A 23,932-nucleotide genomic window follows, 5' to 3' on the forward strand; every position below is an offset into this window, starting at 1 on the left:
ACCGAGAGGATCCCCTGTGAGCACCGCCGCCGACCTGTCGCTCGAGGACCGTGCCCGCCTGCTGACGGGCGCCGACTTCTGGACCACCGCCACGGCCCCCGGGGTGCCGTCGATCGTGCTGACCGACGGCCCGCACGGCGTGCGCCGCCAGGTGGGCGATTCCGACCACCTCGGACTGAACGAGGCTGCGCCCGCGACCTGCTTCCCGCCGGCCGTCGCCGTGGGGTCGAGCTGGAACCCCGACCTCGCGCGACGGATCGGCGCGGCCGTGGCGGCGGAGGCGCGGGCGCTCGGCGTCGCCGTCGTGCTCGGCCCCGGCGTGAACATCAAGCGGCATCCGCTGTGCGGCCGCAACTTCGAGTACTACTCCGAGGACCCGCTCCTCGCGGGCGCGCTCGGCGCCGCCCAGGTGCAGGGCCTGCAGGGCGGCGGCGCGGGCGCCTCGGTCAAGCACTTCGCCCTCAACAACCAGGAGACGGAGCGTATGCGGATCAGCGTCGACGCCGACCCGCGCACCGTCCGCGAGATCTATCTGCCCGCCTTCGAGCGCGTCGTGCGGGACGCGGCGCCCGCGACCGTGATGTGCTCGTACAACCGCATCGGCGGCGTCTACGCCTCGGAGAACGCCTGGCTGCTGACGACGGTGCTGCGGGACGAATGGGGCTACGACGGCCTCCTCGTCTCCGACTGGGGCGCCGTGCACGATCCCGTCGCCGCGGTGCGCGCCGGACTCGACCTGGAGATGCCGCACGGCCCCGCCAGCACGGCGCGGATCGTCGCGGCGGTGCGGTCCGGCGAGCTCGACGAGGCCGCGGTGACCCGCGCGGCGCAGCGCGTGATCGACCTGACGCGGTGGGCACCGTCGGACGACGAACCCGCGCCGGACCTGGACGCGCACCACGCACTCGCACGGGAGGCCGCGGCGGAGTGCGCCGTCCTGCTGCGCAACGAGAACGGCGCGCTCCCCCTCGCGCCGGGGGCCGGCCCGGTCGCCGTGATCGGCGAACTGGCCCGTACCCCGCGCTACCAGGGCGGCGGGTCGAGCCACATCAACGCCGCCCGGGTCGACGTGCCGCTCGACGAGATCGCCGCGCGCGGCGCCGGCCTGGGGTTCGATGTGGAGTTCGCGGCGGGCTACGGATCGGACGACGACGACCCTGCCGCGCTCCGCGCCGAGGCGGTCGCGGCGGCCGACCGGTCCGCGGTAGCCGTGGTCTTCGTCGGTCTCACCGAATCCGAGGAGTCCGAGGGCTTCGACCGACCCGATCTCGCGATCGCCCCGCACCAGGTGGAACTGCTGCGCGCGGTCGCCGCCGCGGCGCCGCGGACCGTCGTCGTACTGGTCGGCGGCGGGGTGGTCGAGCTGGAGCCGTGGCACGACGAGGTGGACGCGATCCTCGAGGCCTTCCTCCTCGGCCAGGGCGGCGGGGCGGCGATCGCCGACCTGCTCGTCGGGCTCGCGGAACCGTCGGGCCGGCTCGCGGAGACGATCCCGCACCGCCTGGAGGAGACGCCCGCGTTCGGGAACTTCCCCGGCGAGCTGGGCGCCGTGCGCTACGGCGAGGGCCTCCTCGTGGGCTACCGCTGGTACACCACCCGGCGGATCGCACCGCGCTACCCGTTCGGGCACGGGCTCGGCTACACGACGTTCGCGATCGACGACCTCGTCGCCGAGGTCACCGGCGCGGACACCGCGACCGCGACCGTCCGGGTCACCAACACCGGCGACCGCGCGGGCAGCCACGTGGTGCAGCTGTACGTCGGCGGCGGGCCCGGCCCGGTGTTCCGCCCGCGACGATCCCTGGCCGCGTTCCGCAAGGTCGCGCTCGACCCCGGCGCCTCGACTACGGTCACGCTCGCGCTGCCGCGGCGGGCGTTCGCCCACTGGGACGCGAACCGCGGCGACTGGGTGGTCGCGCCCGGCGACTACACGCTCGAGGCGGGCCGCAGCAGCGCGGACATCGACGTGGACTCCACCATCGCGCTCGACGGCGACGTGATCGTCGAGCCGCTGGGAATGGAGTCGACGATCGCGGAATGGGCGGCGCACCCCGTCGCGGGCGAGGGCTTCCGCGCGGCGCTGGCCGGATCGACGGGCGGCATGCCCGTCGACCAGTTGCTGGAGCTCGCCGGATCGATGCCGCTCGGCAAGGCACTCGACATGCTGCCCGGTCCTGCCGGTGACGAGGCGCGGGCGCAGCTGGAGGCCGTGATCGCCGGGCAGTGATCGCGTTGACGATCGGGACCGCTCTGCTCAGAGCAGGCGCGCGGTCAGAGACCGGCGCGCTCGAGTGCCTGCGCGGCCTCGTCGCCCTGGGCGACGTCCCGGGCGGAGCAGCACAGCAGGTCGGCGCCGGCCCGGACCGCCGCAACCGCCCGGTTCCCCGTGGAGCCGTACGCGGCGAGGCCTCCCGCCTCCAGAGCGTCGGTGATGATGGTGCCCCGGAACCCGAGCCGCCCGCGTAGGTGGGTCTGCAGGATCGTCCGGGACATGCCGGCCGGGTTCGCCGGGTCGAGGGCGGGGTAGACGGCCCAGGACGGCATCACCATCCGCACGCCCGCCGCAATCGCGGCGGCGTACGGCGCCATGTCGACCGACTGCAGGGTCGCAGCGGGCAGGTCGACGGTGACCGTGGTCAGGTCCGTGTTCGCCCCGGACGAAGCCGCGCCGAGACCCGGGAAGTGCTTGGCGCACGCCGAGACTCCCGCGCCCTGCGCGGCCTGGATGAAGGCTGCGGCGCAATCCCCGACGACCTTCGGGTCGGACGAGAAGCTCCGCTGCGTGCTGTCCAGGAAGTCGCCGGCGGACCGATGGACGCCCAGTACGGGGGCCAGGTCGCCGTTGATCCCGGCCCCGCCCAGGACCGCGGCGGCCGCTGCGCCCTGCGCTCGGGCTGCCGCCGCCGGGTCGGCCGACGCGCCCACCTGCTTCGCGGACGCCGCGGGACCGCCGGGCACACGGTTGACCCGGCCGCCCTCCTGGTCGGTGAGGAGCGTCAGCGGGCCCTTCGCCGCCCTGCGGAACTCGGCCGTCACCTCGCCGAGCTGGGCCGCCGAGGAGATGTTCTCCGAGAAGAAGATGATGCCGCCCACGCGCCCCTGCGAGACCTTGGTCAGCAGTTCCGCGGGCGGCGTGAGACCGCGGTAGGAGTACACGACCTTCTGCCCCGGAGCGGGCGCCGCGGCGACCCTGCCCGCGGCGACCGTTGTGAGGGTCGACAGCACGGCGCCCGTGCCCGCGACGAGGAACGCTCTACGGTCGAAGTCCACCATGCCCATGGAGGGTACGCAATCATCGCCCGCGCTGCTCACAGCGGATCCGACGGTGCCGGGACCCCGCCCGTCGTAGCGTGAGGCCATGGAGACCCGCAGCGAGGCACTGTTCCGGCACGAGCTCGGCGCCCATCTGCGCCGGCTGCGGCACGAGCGGGGCGAGCGACTGGCCGACACCGCCGAGCGCGCGGGGATCTCACCGCAGTACCTCTCGGAGATCGAGCGCGGCCTCAAGGACCCGTCGAGCGAGATGCTGGCCGCGATCGCCGGGGCGCTCGGCACCGGCGTCGGCGCCGTCGCGGTCGAGGTGGGCCGCCGCCTGGGTGCCGCCCGCCCTGTCCTGCGCCTCGATCTGACCGCCCGGCCGGCACCCGCGCCGGGCCCGGTCTCCCCCGCCCCCACCGCTCCGGGGCCGCGCCTGCTGGCGCTGGCCGCATGAACCGTCGGGCCGTGCGCCGTCAGGCCTCCTCGATCACCTCGTCGATGAGGCCGTAGGCGACGGCCGCCTCGGCGGTGAAGACCCGGTCGTGATCGGTATCGGCCCGCAGCTCGGCGGTCGTCCGCCCGGTGTGCCGCGCCAGCACCTGTTCCATCTGCGCCCGGACGCGGATCACCTCGTCGGCCTGGAGGATCAGGTCGGGGATGGTGCCGCGCCCCTGTGCGGAGGGCTGGTGCAGCACCACCCGCGCGTGGGGCAGGCCCATCCGACGGCCGGGGGCGCCGCCCGCGAGGAGGAGCGCGCCGACCGCGACGGCCTGGCCGACGCACGTGGTCGCGATGGCGGGCCGGATGTAGCGCATCGTGTCGTAGATCGCGAGCGCCGCGCTGGGATCGCCGCCCTCGCAGTTGATGTACAACTGGATCTCGCCGTCGCCGTCGGAGGCGAGGAAGAGCAGCTGCGCGACGATCGCGTTCGCGACGCCCGCGTCGATCGCGGTGCCGAGGTAGACGACCCGCTCCGACAGCAGGTGCGAGTAGACGTCGGTGATCCGCTCGCCGTTCGGCCGTCGATCGATGACGTTGGGGATGGTGTAGGTGCTCATCGGACGGCTCCCGTCAGGTCGAACCCCGCGCGCCGCCGGACCGGCACGACGGTGTCGAACGAATCCACGATCTCGTCGATGAACCCGTACTCGCGGGCCTGCTCCGCCGTGTACCAGCGGTCGTGCAGCGAGTCCTCGAAGATCTGCTCCAGGGGACGGCCGGTGTCCTCGGCGATCAGGCCCAGCACGGTGTCCCGGGTGTGCCGCAGGTCGCCCGCCTGCAGTTCGATGTCGACCGCGGTGCCGCCGATGCCCGCGGAGCCCTGGTGCATGAGGACGCGGGCGTGCGGGAGGGCGCGGCGCTTGCCCGGTGCGCCGGCCGAGAGCAGGAACTGCCCGGCGCTGTACGCGATGCCCAGGACCAGCGTGGAGACGTCGCACGGGACGAGCCGCATCACGTCGCGGATCGCGAGCATCGACGGGACGGAGCCGCCGGGCGAGTGGATCCACAGCGCGATGTCGGCCGAACCTGCGGAGGCGAGCGAGAGGATCTGGGTGGCGAGGAGGGAGCCGTTGTCGTCGTCGAGCGGACCGTCGAGGATCACGACCCGGCGGTCGTAGAGCTCGCGGCGCACGCCCTCGGTGAAGTGCGGGACCTTCGGGTTATCACTCATGCACCCATGATTGCGCCGACTCCGGGCCGTGGACAGACGAATCCGCCTGGGGCGGAACCGCTCACGGCAGTTCCGCTCCAGGCGGATCGGTGGGGGCCGGTCAGCCGGCGGAGTAGGCGGGCTCGCTGCGGAAGCGCGAGACGCGACCGTCGATGCCGAGGACGCGCCACAGCACGCGAGAGACCGGGTTCATCAGCTTCGTCTTCTCGGCCAGCAGCCGCACGTCGCCGAAGACCTCGCGCTTCATCGCCTGGGACTCGGGCGAGCGCCAGTACATCTCCTTCCACACCTCGCGGGGGATGTCGAAACGCTTGCGGAACTGCCGCGGCGGCACCGCGATCGCCGTGAGCAGCGAGCGCATGACGAGCGGCAGCGCCAGCGAGAGCAGGAACCGAGGAAAGGCGCCGCGCGTGGGGATCCGGTGCTCCAGCAGCTGATGAGCGAAGGAGATGTGCCGCGCCTCCTCCGCCACGTGGAGCTGCATGACCGCGGTCATCGTGGGGTGCTGTTCGATGCCGGAGCGCAGGAACTGCTTCTGCACGTGGTCGATCGGCTCCTCGCCGCCGAGGACGCCCATGTAGAAGATCATCGGGAAGGTGGTGGCCGCCAACGGGATGAGCGGCGACAGGCGGCGGAACCACAGCGGACCGCCGGGGACGTCCATCCCGATCCGATTGACGAACTCCTGGAACATCAGCGTGTGCTGACACTCCTCCTTCGCCTCGTGCGTGGCGTAGCGGAACTCCGGGGAGTTGTTCGGCTGCAGGGCGGTGTACTGCATGATGCCGCGGATCAGCACCGACTCGAACTGCAGCCCCACCTTGGCCACGTTGGCCTGGCGCCACATGCCCATCTCGATCTGCTTGGCGCGCGGCTGCGCCCGGTACCACTCGGTACGACCGATCGGATCGAAGCGGGAGTCGAGGATCCACCGCGGATCGTCCGGCGTCACCGCCAGCTCCGGCGAATCCCAGTCGATGTCGACGTAGGGGTCGAAGTTGCGCTGCACGGAGGCCTCGGACAGGTCCTGCAGGGTCTGCTCGTACTCCGCCTGCCCCGGGAACGGGCGGCCGCGGGTGCGACCCATGTGGGTGATGTGCAGTGCCACGACGGACTCCTCCTGTTGGGCTGACACAGTTCTGACAAAAATGTACCACGATGATGGACACTTCCTACCTGAATGTATGAATCCGCTGGTGGGGCATGTAGGGTCGCCGGTGGTCACCCGGGACACCGGGTCCCATACGTACGTCGTCCCTGATCGCCGAGGCCGGAGGCTCCATGACCACCATCCACCACACCGCGACCGCGTCCGTCCCCGTGAGCACCGCGTTCGCCCACGTCGCGGACTACCGGACCGTGCCGCAGTGGTTCTTCGGGATCAGCCGGTTCGTCCCGCAGGGCGAGAAGGACTACGGCCTCGGCGCCACGTACGACTCCGCCGTCAAGATCGGCCCGAAGGAGATCGGTTCGGTCGTGCGGGTGACGGAGTTCGAGGAGGACCGTCTCATCACGCTGACCTCGATCGCGGGCTTCAAGACCACCTCGCGCTGGACGTTCAGCGCCGCCGGCGACGACGTCACCGAGCTCGCCGTCGAGTTCACCTACGAGCTTCCCGGCGGACTCGCCGGCAAGGCGCTCGGCATGATCATCGAGCCCTTCGCCGTGCAGGCCGTCAAGGCCTCCGAGGCCGCCCTGCGGCGCGACCTCGAGGGCGCCCAGGTCTGAACCGGCCCGCTCCGGCCGGCCCCGTCGGTCAGCCGGTGGGCAGGCCTTCGGCCGCCAGCCCACGAAGCGTGGCGGCGACCGTGTCGAGCGGCGCGAGGTCGCGGCGGACCCGGGAGAGCGAGACGGCCCCGTCGAGCGCCGCCAGGACGGTGGTGGCGAGCGCGTCCGCGCGGTCCCGGGAGGCCCCGTCCGCGGCGAAGGCGTCGGCGACCGCGCGGTGCCAGCCGTCGTAGACGGCGGCAGCTTGTCCGGCCAGCTCGTCGCCGCCGGGCCCCGGATTGACCGCCGCCGCCACGATAGGACACCCGGCACGGAAGTCGCTGTCCACCAACACCTCCCGCCAGAACCGCACCATGCGTTCGATCGCCGCCGGCGCCCCGCCCGCCGCGGCCCGCTCGATCATCCCCGTGTAGGACTCCCCCGCATGCTCCACGGTGCGGCGCAGCAGTTCCGCGCGCCCGCCGGGGAAGTGGTGGTACACCGACCCGCGCGGCGCGCCGCTCCGCGCGAGCACCTCGTCCACCGACAGACCGACAGCGCCGCGCTCCCGCATCACCGCGATCGCCGCATCGAGCATGCGGCGTCGGGTCTCTCCGTGGGGTGGCATCGTCGCTCCGTCAGTCCGCGGGCCCAGGATCGCCGCACAGCCCGGCGATCCCGTGGAGGTTGGCCTCGATGCCCGCACGCCACTCGGCGAGCCGGTTGTCGATGATCCGGCCCTCCTTCTCGGGCATGCGCTCGATCGCGTAGCTCAAGCCCGAGCGCCCCGGACCCATCCGGCCCCACTGCCGGACCAACGTGCCGGCCCGGACCGGCTCCACTTCGAAACCCCACGACGCCATCACGTCGCCGTCCGGACCCTGCACGTTCCACACCCACCGACGGCCGTCCTCGACCTCGACGACCGTCGAGTCGGTGGACCAGTCACCCAGCGCCTCGTGGCTGTTGTGGCCGCGGAACCGGTTCCCCACTGCGACCTGCGCGCCCTCGATCCACTCGACCGAACCGAGCTCGGCCGAGAACCGGGCGGGCATGCCGACGTCCGTGACCAGTTCCCACACCCGCTCGGGCGGCGCCGCGACGACGAGCGTCTCCTGCACGGTGGGCGTATCGCGGTAGCGCATGACGATCCCCTTCCCAAACTATGTTCGGGACCATAGTCTAGGACGATCGCACCGTCGAGAGGGGAAGAAATGCGCGTCGGAGTCGTCGTACAGCCGCAGGAACCGGATGCGGTCGAATTCGTCCAGGCCGCCGAGGCGATCGGCGTCGACTCGGTGTGGGCTCCCGAGATCTGGGGCTACGACGCATTGACGGGCCTCTCGTACCTGGCCGCGCGCACGAGCACGATCGGCCTGGGTACCTTCGTCGTCCAACTGGGCTCGCGCACCCCCGCCATGCTCGCGGGATCCGCCCTCAGCCTGCAGCAGCTCTCCGGGGGACGATTCACGCTCGGCGTCGGCGTGTCCGGCCCCGCTGTCATGGAGGGCTGGCACGGCGTGCCGTTCGGCAAGCCGGTGCGGCGCACCCGCGAGACCATCGACATCGTCCGGATGATCGGACGCGGGGAACGCCTGCGCTACGACGGGCAGGAGTACCGGTTACCGCTGCCCGACAGCCGTGGCGCCGCGCTGGTACCCGCGCTCCTCCCCGCGGAACTGCCGATCTACGTGGCCGCCATGGGGCCCGCGAACCTTCGGCTCACCGGCGAGGTGGCCGACGGGTGGCTCGGCAACGCCTTCATCCCCGAGCTCGCCGACGTCTTCCTCGGCCCCCTCGCCGAGGGCGCCGCCCGCGGCGGACGCGGATTGGACGCGCTCGACCTCGTGGCTCCGGTGGCCCTGGAGATCACGGACGATCCCGCGCGCACCGAGGAGCTCATCGCCCAACACGCCGCGGGCTACGCGTTCACCATCGGAGCGATGGGCTCGGGCAAGGAGAACTTCTACAACCGGGCCTTCGCCCGCCTCGGCTTCGCCGACCGCATCGACGAGGTCGCGCGGCTCTGGCAGTCGGGCGACAAGGACGCCGCCCGGGCGGCCGTGCCGCTCGAACTGGGCGGCCTGACGAACATCATCGGTAGTCCCGCACGCGTCGCGGAGCGGGTCGCCGCCTACCGCGGAGCCGGCGTCGGCACTCTGCTCGCGAAGGTCTCCGGCACCGTCGATGAGCGGATCGAGGCCCTGCGGGTCCTGGTCTCCGCTGCCCGATCCTGACTCCGCGGGGTCAGCGCACCGGCACCAGATCGTCCGCGTGGACCACGGGTCGCCGCAGGCCCTCCGGCAGGTCGGTGGTGTCGCGGCCGAGCATCGTCTCGAGCTCGGTGTGGTCGTAGGCCGCCACGCCCCGGGCCCGGACGGCGCCGCGCAGGTCGCGTAGGTTCACCACGTCGCCGCCGGAGAAGGTGCCCCTGACCGCCGTGACGCCGGCGGGGAGCAGCGAGCGACGCCGGTCGACGACCGCGGCGACGGCACCGTCGTCGAGGGTCAGGTCGCCGTGCACGTCGGCGGCGTGCCGCACCCAGAACCGTCGCGCCGAGAGGCGCACGGCGCGGGGACGGAAGACGGTGCCCACATCGGCACCGTCGAGCGCCCGGTCGGCGAGCGCCGCGGCGGTGAGGAGCACGGGCACGCCCGCGTCGGCCGCGAGGCGGGCCGCCGAGAGCTTCGACGCCATGCCGCCCGTGCCGAGCGCGCCGCCCGAGCCCGCGACGACCCCGTCGAGGTCCTCGGGCCCGTCGACGGCGGCGATGAGCGAGGCCGCGCCCTTGCGGGGGTCCCCGTCGTACAGGCCGTCGACGTCGGACAGCAGGACCAGGGCGTCGGCTCCCGTCAGGTGCGCGACCAGGGCCGCGAGCCGGTCGTTGTCGCCGAAGCGGACCTCGTTCGAGGCCACCACGTCGTTCTCGTTGATGATCGGGACGGCGCCCAGCGTGCGCAGCCGGTCCAGGGTGCGCTGCGCGTTCGCGGCGTGCACCCGTAGGCCGATGTCGTGCGCGGTGAGCAGCACGAGCGAGACGATGCGTTCGTAGCGGCGGAACGACGCGCCCCAGGCGTTGGCGAGCTGCAGCTGGCCCACCGAGGCCACGGCCTGCTTGGTCGCGAGGTCCGTCGGGCGGCGCTTGAGGCCCAGCGGAGCCATCCCGGCGCCGATCGCGCCGGACGAGACGACGATGACCTCGGTCCCTCGGTCGAGTCGCGCGACGACGGCGTCGGTGAGGGCGTCGAGCCGATCGGAGGCGAGCCCGTGCTCCAGGTCGGTCAGCGCCGAACTGCCGATCTTCACGACGAGCTTGCGGGCACCCGCGACCACGGCGCGCATGTCGCCGGCGAGAAGGTCGGAGCCCGCGAGCGCCCCCGACGCTTCCGTCATTCGTCGTCCTCGTCGTCGCTCGCCAGGCCGCGACGCACGTCGTGCTGGTGGCGGCGTTCGGCCGCGCCCACGCGGTCGTTCTGCTCGAGCCGGATGTCGGTGCCACGCCCCGTGACGGGCACGTCGTCGATGGTGCCGAGCGAGGGCTCCCAGTTGAAGCACACGTCGCCGATGGTGACCGGGGCGCCGGGCTCCGCCCCGAGCTTGATCAGCTCCTTCTCGACGCCGAGCCGGTTGAGGCGGTCGGCGAGGAAGCCGACGGCCTCGTCGTTGTCGAACGGGGTCTGCTTGATCCACCGCTCCGGCCGCGGGCCGCGCACGATGAAGCCGCCCGGCTGATCCGGGTCGGAGATGACCTCGAAACCGGACTCGTCGATCGCGATGGGACGGATGACGGGCCGCCGCGCGACGGGGGTGCCCAGCTCGGCGCGGTACTTCTGCACCAGATCGGCGAGCGCGAAGGTGAGCTCGCGCAGGCCGGTGTGCGCGACCGCGGAGATCACGAAGACGGGCCAGCCGCGCGCCTCGAACTCGGGGCGCACCATCTCGGCGAGCTCCTCGGCGTCGGGCACGTCGGCCTTGTTGAGCACCACGATGCGCGGGCGCTCGGAGAGCTCGCCCAGGCCGGTGTCGGCGGCGAGCGCCGGCTGGTAGGCGGCCAGCTCGGCCTCCAGCGCGTCGACGTCGCTGACGGGGTCACGGCCCGGCTCCAGGGTCGCGCAGTCCACGACGTGCGCGAGCACCGCGCAGCGCTCGAGGTGGCGCAGGAAGTCCAGGCCGAGGCCACGACCGGTCGACGCACCGGGGATGAGGCCGGGCACGTCGGCGATGGTGAAGGTGGTCTCCCCCGCCGAGACGACGCCGAGGTTCGGCGCCAGGGTGGTGAACGGGTAGTCGGCGATCTTCGGCTTCGCTGCCGAGAGGACGGAGACCAGCGACGACTTGCCCGCGGACGGGAAGCCGACGAGCCCCACGTCGGCGACGGACTTGAGCTCGAGCACCAGGTCGCGGGCCTGCCCCTCCTCGCCGAGCAGGGCGAAGCCGGGGGCCTTGCGGGCCTTGGAGACGAGGGCCGCGTTGCCGCGGCCGCCGCGGCCGCCCTGGGCCGCGTCGAAGCGGGTGCCGGCGCCCACGAGGTCGGCCAGCATCTTGCCGTCGGTGTCGAGCACGACGGTGCCGTCCGGCACCTTGAGGACGACGTCCTGACCGGATTTGCCCTCGCGGTTGCCGCCCTCGCCGGGCTTGCCGTTGGTGGCCTTGAGGTGCGGACGGAAGTGGAAGTCGAGCAGCGTGTGCACCTGCGGATCGACCTCGAGGATCACGGAGCCGCCGCGGCCGCCGTTGCCGCCGTCGGGGCCGCCGAGCGGCTTGAACTTCTCCCGGTGGATCGAGGCGCAGCCGTGGCCACCGTTACCGGCCGTGACGTGCACCGTCACCCGGTCGACGAACCTGGACATGGGGAACCTCTTTCTACCTGTGTGCCTGCGCCGGTGGGCGCGGGCGGAAAAGCCGAAGGCGGGCGGGTCTCACAGTGAGGAGACCACGCCCGCCTTCGAGAAAACCGTGTGCTGCTGCGGACTAGGCCTCCACAGCGACCGGCACGATGTTGACCGTCTTGCGGCCACGCTTCGTACCGAACTCCACCGCACCCGCCGCGAGGGCGAACAGGGTGTCGTCGCCGCCACGACCGACGCCGACGCCGGGGTGGAAGTGGGTGCCGCGCTGGCGGACCAGGATCTCGCCGGCGCTGACCTTCTGGCCACCGAACCGCTTCACGCCCAGTCGCTGGGCGTTGGAATCACGACCGTTGCGCGAGCTGGACGCGCCCTTCTTGTGTGCCATCTGGCTGCTCCTGTACTAAAAGGTGTTCGTTGTCTGGGTTCGCCGGTCAGGCGATCGCGGTCACCTTGACGACCGTCAGCTTCTGCCGGTGGCCCTGACGCTTGTGGTAGCCGGTCTTGTTCTTGAACTTGTGGATCCGGATCTTCGGTCCCTTGACCTGATCCACGACCTCGCCGGTCACGGAGATCTTCTCCAGCGCCGCGGCGTCGGTGGTGAGGTTCGCGCCGTCGACGACCAGAGCGACGGGCAGCTTGACGCTGCTGCCGACCTCACCGTCGATCTTCTCGACCTTCACCAGGTCGCCGACGGCGACCTTGTACTGCTTGCCGCCGGTCTTGACGATCGCATACGTGGCCATCTTCGGACTTACCTCTTCTTACACATCTCGTAGTTCAGCGCGCGCCAGGTGCGCGGCTCGTATCACGCGGGTACTCCGGAACACGCACGCACGAGCGCGCCGCCGGAAAAGCGACCTTCCCAGGTTACGGGACGGCCGGCAACAGGGTCAAACCGGCTGGTCCGCCTTGTCGGCACCGTCACTCTCGGGCCCGCCCGCCGCGGGACCCGCGGGGCGAGCGGCGGCACGCCGGCGGGCCCGCTTGCGCGCGGGCTCCGCCACCGAGGCACCGGCACCGTCGACCGCCGGGGTGGAGACCGCCGGGGCGTCGGGCGCGGGGGCCGCGNTGTCGACGACGATCGTCTGCGGGGCGGCCGATGTGGTGGTGGGCGCCTTGCGCGCCACCCGCCGACGCCGGGGCGCCGACGGTGCCGCCGCCTCGGCCGGCTGCTCGGGCTCGGCAGGCGTCACGGGCTCGGAAGGAGTCTCGGACTCGGCGGGCCGCGCGACCGAGGCCCCGGGCGCGTCGCTCCCCTGAGCCTCGGCGACGACCTCGACGACCTGCTCGACGGCGGCCCGGTCGGCGGTCGTGGCCTCGGACGGAGCCTCGGCGACCTGCGCCTCGGGGGCGCCGGCGCTCTCGGGCGCGTCGTCGTCGTGATGCGCCGCCATCGCGCGGAACATCGGGTGCTCGCCCTTGTGCACCGCGGGCTCCTTGGCGGCCGCCGCGGGCGGGGCCGACGAGGCCTGGGCGGCACCGTCGGACTTGGCGCGCTTGCGCTTCTTGCGACCCGAGCCCTCGGCCTTGTCGCCGGAGCGGCCGCCGTCCTCGCCGCCGCCCGACGACTCGACGGGCGCGTCGTGGACGATGATGCCGCGGCCCGCGCAGGCCTGGCACGGCGTGGAGAAGGCCTCGACGAGGCCGGTGCCGATCCGCTTGCGGGTCATCTGGACCAGGCCCAGCGAGGTGACCTCGGAGACCTGGTGGCGGGTGCGGTCGCGGCCGAGCGCCTCGGTGAGGCGGCGCAGCACGAGGTCGCGGTTGGACTCGAGGACCATGTCGATGAAGTCGACGACGATCATGCCGCCGATGTCGCGCAGGCGCATCTGCCGCACGATCTCCTCGGCCGCCTCGAGGTTGTTCCGGGTGACGGTCTCCTCGAGGTTGCCGCCGGCGCCGGTGAACTTGCCCGTGTTGACGTCGACGACCGTCATGGCCTCGGTGCGGTCGATGACGAGCGTGCCGCCCGACGGCAGCCAGACCTTGCGGTCCATCGCCTTGGCGAGCTGCTCGTCGATGCGGTAGGTCGCGAAGACGTCCGGCGCGTCGGCGTGGGCCTTCTCGAACTTCTCCACGCGGGGCATCAGGTCGGGCGCGACGGTGGACACGTACTTCTCGACGGTGCCCCAGGCGCGGCCGCCCTCGATCACGAGCTTGCTGAAGTCCTCGTTGAACAGGTCGCGCACGACCTTGACCAGGAGATCGGGCTCCTCGTAGAGCGCCTTGACGCCCTTCTGCGAGGAGGCCTCCTCGATCTCGGCCCACTGGGCCTGCAGCCGCGCGACGTCGCCCGCCAGTTCCTCGGCGCTGACGCCCTCGGAGGCGGTGCGGATGATCACACCGGCGTCGGCCGGGACGATCTCCTTGAGGATCTCCTTGAGGCGCTTGCGCTCGGTGTCGGGCAGCTTGCGGGAGATGCCGGCGGAGCCGCCGCCGGGCACGTAGACCAGGAAGCGGCCGGCGAGGGAGATCTGCGTGGTCAGGCGGGCGCCCTTGTGGCCGACCGGGTCCTTGGACACCTGCACCAGCACCTGATCGCCGGGCTTGAGGGCCTGCTCGATCTTGCGGGCGTTGCCGTCGAGGCCGGCGGCGTCCCAGTTGACCTCGCCGGCGTACAGGACGCCGTTGCGGCCGCGGCCGATGTCGACGAACGCGGCCTCCATCGAGGGCAGCACGTTCTGCACGCGGCCCAGGTAGATGTTGCCGACCATCGACGCCGAGCTCGACGACGTGACGAAGTGCTCCACCAGCACGCCGTCCTCGAGGACGGCGACCTGGGTGTAGTCCTGCGGGTGCGGCACGGTGTGGCCGTCCTGCCCCTCCGACGGGCCGACGCCGGTGCGCTCGCGCACGACCATCACGCGGTCGACGGCCTCGCGGCGCGCGAGGAACTCCGACTCGGTGAGGATCGGCGGGCGGCGGCGCACGGTGTCGCGTCCGTCGCGGCGGCGCTGACGCTTGGCCTCCAGGCGGGTCGAGCCGCTGATGCCGCGCACCTCGTCGCGCCGCGTCCGCTGCCGCGGCTCACGCTCGTGCACCACGGTGTTGGGCGGGTCGTCGGTCGGAGCGGTCTCCGCGCCGTCCTCGCCCGTGCCGCGCCGGCGCCGCCGACGCCGGCGGCGACGCGAGCCACCGTCGGTCACGTCCTCGACGTCGTCTCCGTCGGACTCGTCCGCCGAGGCCTCGTCGGCCTTACCACCGTCGGCCTGGTCGGCTGCGGCGTCGTCGACGGTCTTCTCGGCGGCCTGTGCGGCGTCGCCCTGGGCGGGCGCACCGGACTTGTCGCCGTCGTTCTGCTCCTGGCCGTCCTGCTCGTCGGCGTTCTCGCCGCGACCGCGACCGCGGCCCCGACGGCCACGGCGGCGGCGGCGGTTGCCGGCCCCCTCGTCGTCGCCGTTCTGCTCACCGGCCTCCTCGGTCGACGGGGTGGCATCGGCCTGCTCGGTGTCGGGCTCGGCGTCCGCGGTGGCGGGCGCCTCCGCGGCTGCGGCGACATCGGCCGTGTCGTCGGCGGGAGCGGTGTCCGGGGCCGCCTCGGCGTCCTTCTTCGCGGCGCGCGCCTTGCGCGGCGCCTGCTCGACCTCGGGCTGCAGGAACAGCGGGGCGTTCGCGTCGAACGACGCCGCCGGCGCCTGGTCGGCGACGGGCTCGGCGACCGCGGCGGCCGAGAACAGCGACGGGGTGCTCTCGGGGGCCGGCTGCTGCGCGGGCTGCTCCGCCGGGGCGGACTGCTCCGCGCTGGGCTGCTCCGCGCCGGGCGCCTCGACCGCGGGCTCGGGCGCGGGTTCCGCGGCGTCCGTCGCCCCGGCCCCCGCCGTCTCCGCGATGCGATCACGCACGCGCTCGGCGGCGCTGCGGTCGATGCTCGAATGCGCGCTGCGCGCGACGAAGCCCAGCTCGCCGAGGTGCGCGAGCACCTCCTTGCTGGTCAGGCCCAGCAAACGCGCCAGCGCGTGGACGCGCAGCTTCTGCGGGAACTCCTCCCGAGCTTCGTTGTTCTGTTCTTCCGGCGACGTGTTGTCGGCCACTCAATATCTCCTACCGACCCCCGGGCGCGATCACTGCTGGTCGCGGCCACGCGGGGGCGTGTCATGTGGTGCGGGCGAAGGAGTTCTCCTACCGCCCCACGTTTGTCAAGGTCTGCACGTGTCTCGTGCGTGGCGCACGCTGGTTCGACGTTCTGCGAGCCAGCCGGGCCGGTCGGCGCTGCACGGTTGCGCGCGCCGACGTGCGTCCGAGGTCAGTATCCCACACGCCACAGGCAGTGCGGAAAAGTATCGGGCCCGCGCCGCGCGATGTCGCGCGGGCGGGCCCGTGGGATCGGGGGTATGGAACGGGTTCCTGCAGGTCAGGCGAGACCGGGGAACCAGAGGGCGATCTCGCGCGCAGCGGACTCGGGCGAGTCGGAGCCGTGCACCAGGTTCTCCTGGGTCTCGAGGCCGAAGTCGCCGCGGATGGTGCCGGGCACGGCCTTCTCGACCGGGTCGGTGCCGCCGGCGAGCTGGCGGAACGCGGCGATCGCGCGCGGACCCTCCAGCACGGCGGCCACAACGGGCCCCGAGGTGATGAACTCGAGCAGGGAGCCGAAGAACGGCTTCTCCTTGTGCTCGGCGTAGTGGCCCTCGGCCACCTCGGTCGAGACGTGCTTGAGCTCGAGGGCCGCGATGGTGAGGCCCTTCCGCTCGATGCGCGCCAGGATCTCCCCGGAGAGGCCGCGCCGCACGCCGTCGGGCTTGATGAGAATCAGAGTCCGCTCAGTCACGGCAACAGCGTAACGGGCCTCACTCGGCGATCGGCTCCTGCCCCGGGAGGCGGCCCTCCGCCATGCGCTGCTTCACGTCGCGCTCGATGTAGGCGATGTACGCCCAGACGATGCCGAAGACGACGCCCACGGCGCCGATACCCCAATGCACGACGAAGCCGGCGATGACCGCGACCTGCAGCGCGAGGAAGGCCGGGATGGCCCACGGCTTCTTGACGACCATGCACCCGGCGAAGCAGGCCGCGGCCAGGATCAGCACGTACGCGACCTTCAACCCGGACAGTCCCGGCGAGAGACGGATCACGACCGGCAGCGCCAGCAGGATCACGATCAGCTCGAGGATCAGCGTGCCGGAGAGGATGCCGCGGAAGCTCTTCCACGGGTCCTTCGGCGGCGGGGTGAACCTGGGGTTGGATGCGGGGGTTCCCGTCACTGGGGTTCCTTTCCGAACAGCGAGCGCGCGGCGCCGGCGGTGACCACGGAGCCGGTGATGAGGACGCCCACGCCCGAGGCGGGCCCGTCCTCGTCGTCGGATTCCTGGTCGGCGAGCGCGACGGCCGTCTCCACCGCGTCGACCATGGTGGGCGAGGTGACGACGCGGTCCTCGCCGAAGATCTCCTCGGCGATCGCCGCGAGCCGTTCGACCTCGAGCGCGCGGGGCGAGCCGTTGTGCGTCACGACGACGGTGTCGAGCACGGGCTCGAGCGCCGTCAGCACGCCGACGGCGTCCTTATCGGCGAGCACGGAGACGACGCCGATCAGGGTGCGGAAGCCGAACTCGGTCTCGATCGTCCGGGCCAGCGCCTGCGCGCCGTGCGGGTTGTGCGCGGCGTCGAGCAGCACCGTCGGGGCGCTGCGGACGCGCTCCAGCCGGCCGGGCGACGCGGCGTTCGCGAAACCCTCGCGCACCGTGTCGATGTCGAGTTGCTGGTCGGCGCCGGCGCCGAAGAAGGCCTCGACGGCGGCGAGGGCCACCGCGGCGTTGTTGGCCTGATGCTCGCCGTGCAAGGGCAGGAAGACGTCGTCGTAGACGCCGCCGAGGCCCTGCAGGGTCAGCTGCTGCCCGCCGACGGCGACGCGGCGCTCGACCACCGCGAACTCCGAGCCCTCGCGCGCGACGGCGGCGTCGGCCTCGACGGCCTTGCGCAGCAGCACGTCCATGGCCGCGGGCTCCTGCTTGCCCACGATCATCACGGTGTCCTTCGGGATGAGCCGCTCGGGGGCGCGCTTGACGATGCCCGCCTTCTCCCCCGCGATCGACGCGAGGTCGGGGCCCAGGATCTCCACGTGGTCGAGGCCGATCGGGGTGATGACGGCGACCTCCGCGGTCACCACGTTCGTGGCGTCCCACGTGCCGCCGAGCCCGACCTCCACGACGGCCACGTCGACGGGGGCCTCGGCGAAGGCCGCGAAGGCCATGGCGGTGAGCACCTCGAACTTGCTCATCCGCGGCCCGTCGGCGGCCTCGGACTGCGCATCGACGAGCTCGATGAAGGGCTCGAGCTCGCGGTAGGTCTCCACGTACTGCTTCGCGGTGAGCGGCGCGCCGTCGATCGCGATGCGCTCGGTGGCGAGCTGCAGGTGCGGGCTGGTGATCCGGCCGGTGCGGCGCGAGAAGGCCAGCAGCAGAGCGTCGATCATCCGCGCCGTCGACGACTTGCCGTTGGTCCCGGCGACCTGGATGGACGGGTACGCGTCCTGCGGCGAACCGAGCAACTGCATCAGCGCGGCGATCCGCGTGAGCGAGGGCTCGATCTTGGTCTCCGGCCAGCGCTGGTCGAGTTCCGCCTCGACCTGCGCCAGTTCGGCGAGGTCGTCGGGGTCGGCGGCGAAGGCGGGCACCGTCACGCGGCGCTCCCGCCGAGCTGCGCGATCCGGGCGGTGAGGCGCTCGACCTCCTCCTGCGCGACGGTCTGCCGCGTGCGGATCTTGTCGACGACCGCGTCGGGCGCCTTGGCCAGGAAGGCCTCGTTCCCGAGCTTCGCAGTGGTCCCGTCGAGCTCCTTCTGCGCGGCCTTGAGGTCCTTCTCCAGGCGCGCCCGCTCGGCTCCCAGGTCGACGGTGCCGGACGTGTCCAGCTCGACGGTGACGGTGCCGCCCACGAGGCGGACCTCCAGCGAGGCGGTCGCCGCGAAGCCGTCCTCCGGCGGGGTGAGCCGGCACAGGCTCGCGGCCGCGGCGGCGAGCGAGGTCAGGCCCGCCTCGTCGAGGCCGCTGAGGCGCGCGGCGACGCGCTGCCCGGGCTTGAGCAGCTGGTCGCTGCGGAAGCGACGGATCTCGGTGACCAGCCGCTGCAGATCCGCGAAGCGGCGGGCGGATTCGACGCCGTCGGCGGGGATCTCCCCCGGGGCCCAGTCGCGCGTCGGCCAGTCGGCGATCACGAGCGAGGTGCCGCCGGTCAGGGCCTTCCACAGCACCTCGGTGACGAACGGCATCGTCGGGTGCAGCATGCGCAGGACCACGTCGAGGGCCTTGCCGAGCACGAGGCGGGTGTTGTCACCGAGGGCCGCGTCACCGGTGTCGTCGGCGGCGTGCAGCTGCAGCTTGGCGACCTCGAGGTACCAGTCGCACAGCTCGTCCCACGCGAAGTGGTACAGCGCCTCGCAGCCCTTGCCCAGTTCGTTGTTGTCGAAGGCCGCGTCGGCCTCCGCCTGCACGGCGGCGAGCCGGTCGAGGATCCAGCGGTCGGCGTCGGTGAGCGACGCGCGGTCCGGCAGCTCGCCGACGCGGGCGTCGTTCATCAGCGCCAGCTTGGTGGCGTTGAACAGCTTGGTGGCGAACTTCCGGCTGCTCGCGGCGGCGTCGGCGCCCACGTTGAGGTCGGCGCCGGGGATGGTGCCGCGGGCCAGCGTGAAGCGCAGCGCGTCGGCGCCGTACTCGTCGACCCAGTCCAGCGGATCGATGCCGTTGCCCTTCGACTTCGACATCTTGCGGCCGAACTCGTCGCGCACCAGGCCGTGCAGCAGCACCTCCTGGAAGGGCACCGTGCCGGGCGCGCCCGGTTCCTCGCCGACGAAGGTGCCGAACATCATCATCCGGGCGACCCAGAAGAAGATGATGTCGTAGCCGGTGACCAGGGTGGACGTGGGATAGAACTTCGCCAGGTCGGCGGTCTGCTCGGGCCAGCCCATGGTCGAGAACGGGAACAGGCCGGAGCTGAACCAGGTGTCGAGGACGTCGGGGTCCTGCTCGTAACCGGCGGGCGGCACGTCGTCGGGGCCGCAGCACACCACGTCGCGGTTGCCCTCGGCGTCGGCGGGGCCGTACCAGACCGGGATGCGGTGGCCCCACCACAGCTGGCGGGAGATGTTCCAGTCGTGCATCTCGTCGACCCAGTCGAAGAACCGCGGCGCGAGCGACTCGGGGACGATGGTGGTGTCGCCGTTGCGCACGGCATCGCCCGCGGCCTTGGACAGCCGATCGACCTTGACCCACCACTGCATCGACAGGCGCGGCTCGATCGGCTCCCCGGAGCGCTCGCTGTGGCCGACGCTGTGGCGGTACGGCCGCACCTCCTTGACGATGCGGCCCTGTTCGGCGAGAGCCTCGCGGATCGCCTTGCGCGCGGCGAACCGGTCGAGGCCGTCGAACGGCGTTCCGGTGCCGACGATGTGGGCGGTCTCGTCCATGATCGTGGGCATGGGCAGGTCGTGCCGCTGGCCCAGCGCGAAGTCGTTCGGGTCGTGCGCGGGGGTGATCTTCACGGCGCCGGAACCGAACTCGGGATCGACGTAGTCGTCGGCCACCACCGGGATGCGGCGGCCGGTGAACGGATGCTCCAGCGTGGTGCCCACGAGGGCGCGGTAGCGCTCGTCGTCGGGATGGACGGCGATCGCGGTGTCGCCGAGCATCGTCTCCAGTCGCGTCGTGGCACAGACGATGTGCGGCTCGTCGTCGTCGAGCGAGCCGTACCGGAAGGAGACCAGCTCGCCGTCGACCTCCTTGTGGTCGACCTCGAGGTCGGAGATGCCGGTCTGCAGCACGGGCGACCAGTTGACCAGGCGCTCGGCCCGGTAGATCAGGCCCGCGTCGAAGAGCTGCTTGAAGATGGTCTGGACGGCGCGCGAAAGCCCCTCGTCCATGGTGAACCGCTCGCGGGACCAGTCGATGCCGACGCCGATCCGGCGCATCTGGCCGGTGATGTTGCCGTGGCTGGCCTCCTTGAAGGCCCACGCACGCTCGAGGAACTTCTCGCGGCCGATCTCGCGCCGAGTGGTGCCCTCGGCGGTGAGCTGCTTCTCCACCAGCGACTGGGTGGCGATGCCGGCGTGGTCGGTACCCGGCAGCCACAGCACCTCGTAGCCCTGCATCCGCTTGCGGCGGCACAGCGCGTCGGTGATGGTCTGGTCGAGCGCATGGCCGAGGTGCAGGCTGCCGGTCACGTTCGGGGGCGGCAGGACCACCGAGAACGCCGGCTTGGGCGAGGTGTTGTCGGCCGTGAAGTACCCCGCGTCGACCCAGCCGCGGTAGATGTCCGCCTCTACCGCACCGGGCTCCCAGGCGGCGGGAAGTCGGTCTGCGGCGGTGCCCGGACCGGCCGGGGCGGCGTTCTGCGGCTCAGTAGTCACCCCACGATTCTAGTCAGCGCACGCGCGCGACTTCCGCGGGGCTTTTGCCCGTGCGCGACGTTCCGGAAAACGAGTGGCGCGTTGACCTTCCCGCCCCGCAGGATGGGACGAATGGGACATCTCGAAGCGACGCACGTGGAGTACTACCTGCCCGACGGGCGGGCGCTGCTCGGCGACGTCTCGTTCCGGATCGGCGACGGTGCGGTGGCCGCGCTCGTCGGCCGCAACGGCGCCGGGAAGACGACGCTGCTGCGGCTGCTCGCGGGCGAGCTGGAGCCGCACGGCGGCGCGGTGACCTCGAGCGGCGGGGTCGGGGTGATGCCGCAGTTCATCGGCTCGGTCCGCGACGACCGTACGGTGCGCGACCTGCTGCTCTCGGTGGCGCCGCCGCGGCTGCAGTCCGCCGCGCAGGAGCTGGATGCGGTGGAGCTGGCGCTCATGGACGACGACGGCGACGCGAACCAGATGCGGTACGCGACCGCGCTCACCGAATGGGGCGACGCCGGCGGATACGCGGCCGAGACCCTGTGGGACGCGTGCACGATCGCCGCGCTGGGCATCCCCTACGACCGGGCGCAGTGGCGCGGCCTGACCTCCCTCTCCGGCGGCGAGCAGAAGCGCCTCGCGCTGGAGGCGCTGCTGCGCGGCGACGCCGAGGTACTGCTGCTGGACGAGCCGGACAACTACCTCGACGTGCCCGGGAAGGAATGGCTCGAAGAACAACTGCGGCAGACGCCCAAGACGGTGCTGTTCGTGAGCCACGACCGGGAACTGCTCTCGCGGGCGGCCACGCGGATCGTCGCCGTGGAGCCCGCGCCCGGCGGCTCGGACGCGTGGGTGCACGGCGGCGGGTTCGCGACCTTCCACCAGGCGCGCGACGAGCGCTTCGCCCGGTTCGACGAGCTCCGCCGACGCTGGGACGAGCGGCACCACCAGCTGAAGAAGCTGGTGCTCACGCTCCGCGAGCAGGCGAAGTTCAACGACGGCATGGCCTCGCGGTACCAGGCCGCGCAGACGCGGCTGCGTCGGTTCGAGGAGGCCGGTCCCCCGCCCGAGCCGCCCCGTCGCCAGGAGATCACCATGCGGCTGCGCGGCGGCCGCACCGGGGTGCGGTCCGTCACGGCGAAGAACCTCGAGCTCACCGGGCTCATGCAGCCCTTCGACCTCGAGGTCTTCTACGGCGAGCGGGTCGCGGTGCTCGGCTCCAACGGCTCCGGGAAGTCGCACTTCCTGCGGCTCCTCGCGGGCGAGGACGTCGCGCACACCGGCGCCGCGACGCTCGGCGCGCGCGTGGTGCCGGGGCACTTCGCCCAGACCCACGCCCATCCGGAGCTGCAGGGTCGCTCGCTCGTGGAGATCCTCCGCCACGAGCACGCGGCCGACCTCGGCCGCTCCATGCCGGCGCTGCGCCGGTACGAGCTGCACGGCCAGGCGGATCAGCGCTTCGAGAGCCTCTCGGGCGGGCAGCAGGCGCGCTTCCAGGTGCTGTTGCTGGAGTTCGCGGGCAGCACGGCGCTGCTCCTCGACGAGCCCACCGACAACCTGGACCTGGAGAGCGCCGAGGCGCTGCAGGACGCCCTGGAGGCCTACGAGGGCACGGTGCTGGCGGTGACCCACGACCGGTGGTTCGCCCGCTCCTTCGACCGGTTCCTGGTGTTCGGGTCCGACGGTGCCGTCCGCGAGGCGCCGGAGCCCGTCTGGCACGAGGCGCGGGTGCAGCGCGCCCGGTGACCCGTGCGGGCTCCGCGCGCCGTGATCGGAAACGACTGCGCCCCCGGCCGATTCGGCCGGGGGCGCAGTCGATACGTGATTACGCGCTCTTCTCGCGGCGCTCGTCGCGGGAGCGCTTGCGGGGCACGATGGTGGGCAGCACGTTGTCGCGCACCGTCTCCCCCGTGACGACGACCTTGGCGACGTCGTCCCGCGACGGGATGTCGAACATCACGGGGTTGAGCACCTCTTCCATGATGGCGCGCAGGCCACGGGCACCGGTGCCGCGGTGGATGGCCTGATCGGCGATGGCGCCGAGGGCGTCCTCGTCGAACTCGAGCTCGACGCCGTCCATCTCGAAGAGGCGCTGGTACTGCTTGACGAGCGCGTTCTTCGGCTCCGAGAGGATCGAGACGAGCGACTCCTTGTCGAGGTTCGAGACGGAGGCGATGACGGGCAGACGACCGATGAACTCGGGGATCAGGCCGAACTTGATGAGGTCCTCGGGCAGCACGTCCGCGAAGTGATCGACCGTGTCGACCTCCGCCTTGGTCCGCACCTCGTTGCCGAAGCCGAGGCCCCGCTTGCCGATGCGGTCGCCCACGACCTTCTCCAGCCCGGCGAAGGCACCGGCCACGATGAACAGGACGTTCGTCGTATCGATCTGGATGAACTCCTGGTGCGGGTGCTTGCGGCCGCCCTGCGGCGGGACGCTCGCCTGCGTGCCCTCGAGGATCTTCAGGAGCGCCTGCTGCACGCCCTCTCCCGAGACGTCGCGGGTGATCGACGGGTTCTCGCTCTTGCGGGCGATCTTGTCGACCTCGTCGATGTAGATGATGCCCGTCTCGGCGCGCTTGACGTCGTAGTCGGCGGCCTGGATCAGCTTGAGGAGGATGTTCTCGACGTCCTCGCCCACGTAGCCGGCCTCGGTGAGGGCGGTCGCGTCCGCGATGGCGAAGGGCACGTTGAGCATCTTCGCCAGCGTCTGCGCGAGGTAGGTCTTGCCGCAACCGGTGGGGCCGAGCATGAGGATGTTGGACTTCGCCAGCTCCACGCCCTCGCCGCGGGCGTCCTTGCGCTCGCCGGCCTGGATCCGCTTGTAGTGGTTGTAGACCGCCACGGCGAGGTTCCGCTTGGCCGAGTCCTGGCCGATGACGTAGTTGTCCAGGAAGTCACGGATCTCGACGGGCTTGGGCAGCTCGTCCAGCTTCACGTCGCTGGTCTCGGCCAGTTCCTCTTCGATGATCTCGTTGCACAGGTCGATGCACTCATCGCAGATGTACACGCCGGGACCCGCGATCAGCTTCTTGACCTGCTTCTGACTCTTTCCGCAGAAAGAGCACTTCAACAGGTCTGCGCCGTCCCCGATCCGTGCCATGCCCTGTGCCTACTTCCCTTGCCG

Annotated in this window: 20 protein-coding genes and 1 pseudogene; 5 read left to right on the forward strand and 16 right to left on the reverse strand. The window is 72.0% G+C overall.

The window, feature by feature from the left end:
• Positions 1-16 precede the first annotated feature (16 nt).
• A complete protein-coding gene (locus ACNAYW_RS05075) occupies positions 17-2,227 on the forward strand; it encodes a glycoside hydrolase family 3 C-terminal domain-containing protein (RefSeq protein WP_415848667.1) in 2,211 nt (736 codons plus the stop codon).
• 44 nt (positions 2,228-2,271) lie between these two features.
• On the opposite strand, the gene ACNAYW_RS05080 is transcribed toward ACNAYW_RS05075, so the two are convergent.
• On the reverse strand, positions 2,272-3,273 hold the full coding sequence (locus tag ACNAYW_RS05080) for a glycoside hydrolase family 3 N-terminal domain-containing protein (protein ID WP_415848668.1): 1,002 nt from the start codon (positions 3,271-3,273) through the stop codon (positions 2,272-2,274).
• An 85-nt stretch (positions 3,274-3,358) separates the two neighbouring features.
• Here ACNAYW_RS05080 and ACNAYW_RS05085 point away from each other — a divergent pair, with 85 nt between their 5' ends.
• Positions 3,359-3,712, forward strand: a complete 354-nt coding sequence (locus ACNAYW_RS05085) for a helix-turn-helix domain-containing protein (protein ID WP_415848669.1) — start codon at positions 3,359-3,361, stop codon at positions 3,710-3,712.
• Positions 3,713-3,731: 19 nt separating this feature from the next.
• Here ACNAYW_RS05085 and ACNAYW_RS05090 read toward each other — a convergent pair whose 3' ends face one another.
• From ACNAYW_RS05090 to ACNAYW_RS05100, 3 genes are all read right to left on the reverse strand, one after another.
• Positions 3,732-4,316: a ClpP family protease gene (locus tag ACNAYW_RS05090; RefSeq protein WP_415848670.1), complete on the reverse strand. Its 585-nt coding sequence runs from the start codon at positions 4,314-4,316 to the stop codon at positions 3,732-3,734.
• Positions 4,313-4,930, reverse strand: coding sequence for a ClpP family protease (locus ACNAYW_RS05095; protein ID WP_415848671.1), 618 nt, complete (start codon positions 4,928-4,930; stop codon positions 4,313-4,315). The genes ACNAYW_RS05090 and ACNAYW_RS05095 overlap by 4 nt, the downstream gene beginning before the upstream one ends.
• 100 nt (positions 4,931-5,030) lie before the next feature.
• Complete coding sequence (locus ACNAYW_RS05100; protein ID WP_415848731.1) at positions 5,031-6,017, reverse strand: AurF N-oxygenase family protein; 987 nt, start codon at positions 6,015-6,017, stop codon at positions 5,031-5,033.
• A gap of 194 nt (positions 6,018-6,211) precedes the next feature.
• Between ACNAYW_RS05100 and ACNAYW_RS05105 the strand changes: the two genes are divergently transcribed.
• Positions 6,212-6,658 carry an SRPBCC family protein gene (locus ACNAYW_RS05105; RefSeq protein ID WP_415848672.1) on the forward strand — a complete coding sequence of 149 codons (447 nt, stop codon included), beginning with the start codon at positions 6,212-6,214 and terminating at the stop codon, positions 6,656-6,658.
• A gap of 28 nt (positions 6,659-6,686) precedes the next feature.
• Here the strand turns inward: ACNAYW_RS05105 and ACNAYW_RS05110 are convergent, their stop codons facing one another.
• The gene (locus ACNAYW_RS05110) at positions 6,687-7,265 is read right to left on the reverse strand and encodes a TetR/AcrR family transcriptional regulator (protein ID WP_415848673.1); all 579 of its coding nucleotides are present in this window, start codon (positions 7,263-7,265) and stop codon (positions 6,687-6,689) included.
• A gap of 10 nt (positions 7,266-7,275) precedes the next feature.
• Positions 7,276-7,782, reverse strand: coding sequence for an SRPBCC family protein (locus tag ACNAYW_RS05115; protein WP_415848674.1), 507 nt, complete (start codon positions 7,780-7,782; stop codon positions 7,276-7,278).
• Between the two features lie 69 nt (positions 7,783-7,851).
• Here ACNAYW_RS05115 and ACNAYW_RS05120 point away from each other — a divergent pair, with 69 nt between their 5' ends.
• Entirely contained in the window at positions 7,852-8,874 is a 1,023-nt protein-coding gene (locus tag ACNAYW_RS05120; protein WP_415848675.1) for an LLM class flavin-dependent oxidoreductase, read from the forward strand.
• A gap of 10 nt (positions 8,875-8,884) precedes the next feature.
• Here ACNAYW_RS05120 and proB read toward each other — a convergent pair whose 3' ends face one another.
• The 9 genes and pseudogenes from proB to ACNAYW_RS05165 all read right to left on the reverse strand — a co-directional run bounded on the left by proB (position 8,885) and on the right by ACNAYW_RS05165 (position 20,820).
• Positions 8,885-9,979 (reverse strand): glutamate 5-kinase, encoded by a 1,095-nt coding sequence (gene proB / locus ACNAYW_RS05125; protein ID WP_415848732.1) that lies wholly within the window; start codon positions 9,977-9,979, stop codon positions 8,885-8,887.
• A 47-nt stretch (positions 9,980-10,026) separates the two neighbouring features.
• Positions 10,027-11,487 (reverse strand): GTPase ObgE, encoded by a 1,461-nt coding sequence (obgE, locus tag ACNAYW_RS05130; RefSeq protein ID WP_415848676.1) that lies wholly within the window; start codon positions 11,485-11,487, stop codon positions 10,027-10,029.
• A 121-nt stretch (positions 11,488-11,608) separates the two neighbouring features.
• On the reverse strand, positions 11,609-11,872 hold the full coding sequence (gene rpmA / locus ACNAYW_RS05135) for a 50S ribosomal protein L27 (protein ID WP_013126135.1): 264 nt from the start codon (positions 11,870-11,872) through the stop codon (positions 11,609-11,611).
• A gap of 46 nt (positions 11,873-11,918) precedes the next feature.
• Entirely contained in the window at positions 11,919-12,230 is a 312-nt protein-coding gene (rplU, locus tag ACNAYW_RS05140; protein ID WP_415848677.1) for a 50S ribosomal protein L21, read from the reverse strand.
• A gap of 326 nt (positions 12,231-12,556) precedes the next feature.
• Positions 12,557-15,518, reverse strand: a pseudogene (locus tag ACNAYW_RS05145) (translation initiation factor IF-2 N-terminal domain-containing protein); the annotation flags it as partial.
• A 320-nt stretch (positions 15,519-15,838) separates the two neighbouring features.
• Complete coding sequence (gene ndk / locus ACNAYW_RS05150) at positions 15,839-16,252, reverse strand: nucleoside-diphosphate kinase (protein ID WP_068524796.1); 414 nt, start codon at positions 16,250-16,252, stop codon at positions 15,839-15,841.
• Positions 16,253-16,271: 19 nt separating this feature from the next.
• Positions 16,272-16,685: a DUF4233 domain-containing protein gene (locus tag ACNAYW_RS05155; protein WP_415848678.1), complete on the reverse strand. Its 414-nt coding sequence runs from the start codon at positions 16,683-16,685 to the stop codon at positions 16,272-16,274.
• Positions 16,682-18,100: a bifunctional tetrahydrofolate synthase/dihydrofolate synthase gene (gene folC / locus ACNAYW_RS05160; protein WP_415848679.1), complete on the reverse strand. Its 1,419-nt coding sequence runs from the start codon at positions 18,098-18,100 to the stop codon at positions 16,682-16,684. Before folC ends, ACNAYW_RS05155 begins: the two co-directional genes overlap by 4 nt.
• Positions 18,097-20,820 carry a valine--tRNA ligase gene (locus ACNAYW_RS05165; protein ID WP_415848680.1) on the reverse strand — a complete coding sequence of 908 codons (2,724 nt, stop codon included), beginning with the start codon at positions 20,818-20,820 and terminating at the stop codon, positions 18,097-18,099. The genes folC and ACNAYW_RS05165 overlap by 4 nt, the downstream gene beginning before the upstream one ends.
• Positions 20,821-20,931: 111 nt before the next feature.
• Between ACNAYW_RS05165 and ACNAYW_RS05170 the strand changes: the two genes are divergently transcribed.
• Positions 20,932-22,551 carry an ABC-F family ATP-binding cassette domain-containing protein gene (locus tag ACNAYW_RS05170; RefSeq protein ID WP_415848681.1) on the forward strand — a complete coding sequence of 540 codons (1,620 nt, stop codon included), beginning with the start codon at positions 20,932-20,934 and terminating at the stop codon, positions 22,549-22,551.
• Positions 22,552-22,630: 79 nt separating this feature from the next.
• On the opposite strand, the gene clpX is transcribed toward ACNAYW_RS05170, so the two are convergent.
• A complete protein-coding gene (gene clpX / locus ACNAYW_RS05175; RefSeq protein WP_415848682.1) occupies positions 22,631-23,908 on the reverse strand; it encodes an ATP-dependent Clp protease ATP-binding subunit ClpX in 1,278 nt (425 codons plus the stop codon).
• Positions 23,909-23,932 lie beyond the last annotated feature (24 nt).

The organism is Tsukamurella ocularis, assembly GCF_965138335.1.
Classification (GTDB): Bacteria; Actinomycetota; Actinomycetes; order Mycobacteriales; family Mycobacteriaceae; genus Tsukamurella; species Tsukamurella ocularis_A.

Excerpts from the sequence above, each read along its gene's own strand:
- ACNAYW_RS05115 (WP_415848674.1), bottom strand. The coding sequence starts at position 7,782 with ATGCGCTACCGCGATACGCCCACCGTGCAGGAGACGCTCGTCGTCGCG.
- ACNAYW_RS05100 (WP_415848731.1), bottom strand. The coding sequence starts at position 6,017 with ATGGGTCGCACCCGCGGCCGCCCGTTCCCGGGGCAGGCGGAGTACGAG.
- ACNAYW_RS05085 (WP_415848669.1), top strand. The coding sequence starts at position 3,359 with ATGGAGACCCGCAGCGAGGCACTGTTCCGGCACGAGCTCGGCGCCCAT.
- ACNAYW_RS05080 (WP_415848668.1), bottom strand. The coding sequence starts at position 3,273 with ATGGTGGACTTCGACCGTAGAGCGTTCCTCGTCGCGGGCACGGGCGCC.
- ACNAYW_RS05170 (WP_415848681.1), top strand. The coding sequence starts at position 20,932 with ATGGGACATCTCGAAGCGACGCACGTGGAGTACTACCTGCCCGACGGG.
- clpX (WP_415848682.1), bottom strand. The coding sequence starts at position 23,908 with ATGGCACGGATCGGGGACGGCGCAGACCTGTTGAAGTGCTCTTTCTGC.
- rplU (WP_415848677.1), bottom strand. The coding sequence starts at position 12,230 with ATGGCCACGTATGCGATCGTCAAGACCGGCGGCAAGCAGTACAAGGTC.
- rpmA (WP_013126135.1), bottom strand. The coding sequence starts at position 11,872 with ATGGCACACAAGAAGGGCGCGTCCAGCTCGCGCAACGGTCGTGATTCC.
- ACNAYW_RS05120 (WP_415848675.1), top strand. The coding sequence starts at position 7,852 with ATGCGCGTCGGAGTCGTCGTACAGCCGCAGGAACCGGATGCGGTCGAA.
- ACNAYW_RS05090 (WP_415848670.1), bottom strand. The coding sequence starts at position 4,316 with ATGAGCACCTACACCATCCCCAACGTCATCGATCGACGGCCGAACGGC.
- obgE (WP_415848676.1), bottom strand. The coding sequence starts at position 11,487 with ATGTCCAGGTTCGTCGACCGGGTGACGGTGCACGTCACGGCCGGTAAC.
- ACNAYW_RS05110 (WP_415848673.1), bottom strand. The coding sequence starts at position 7,265 with ATGCCACCCCACGGAGAGACCCGACGCCGCATGCTCGATGCGGCGATC.
- ACNAYW_RS05105 (WP_415848672.1), top strand. The coding sequence starts at position 6,212 with ATGACCACCATCCACCACACCGCGACCGCGTCCGTCCCCGTGAGCACC.
- ACNAYW_RS05095 (WP_415848671.1), bottom strand. The coding sequence starts at position 4,930 with ATGAGTGATAACCCGAAGGTCCCGCACTTCACCGAGGGCGTGCGCCGC.
- proB (WP_415848732.1), bottom strand. The coding sequence starts at position 9,979 with ATGCGCGCCGTGGTCGCGGGTGCCCGCAAGCTCGTCGTGAAGATCGGC.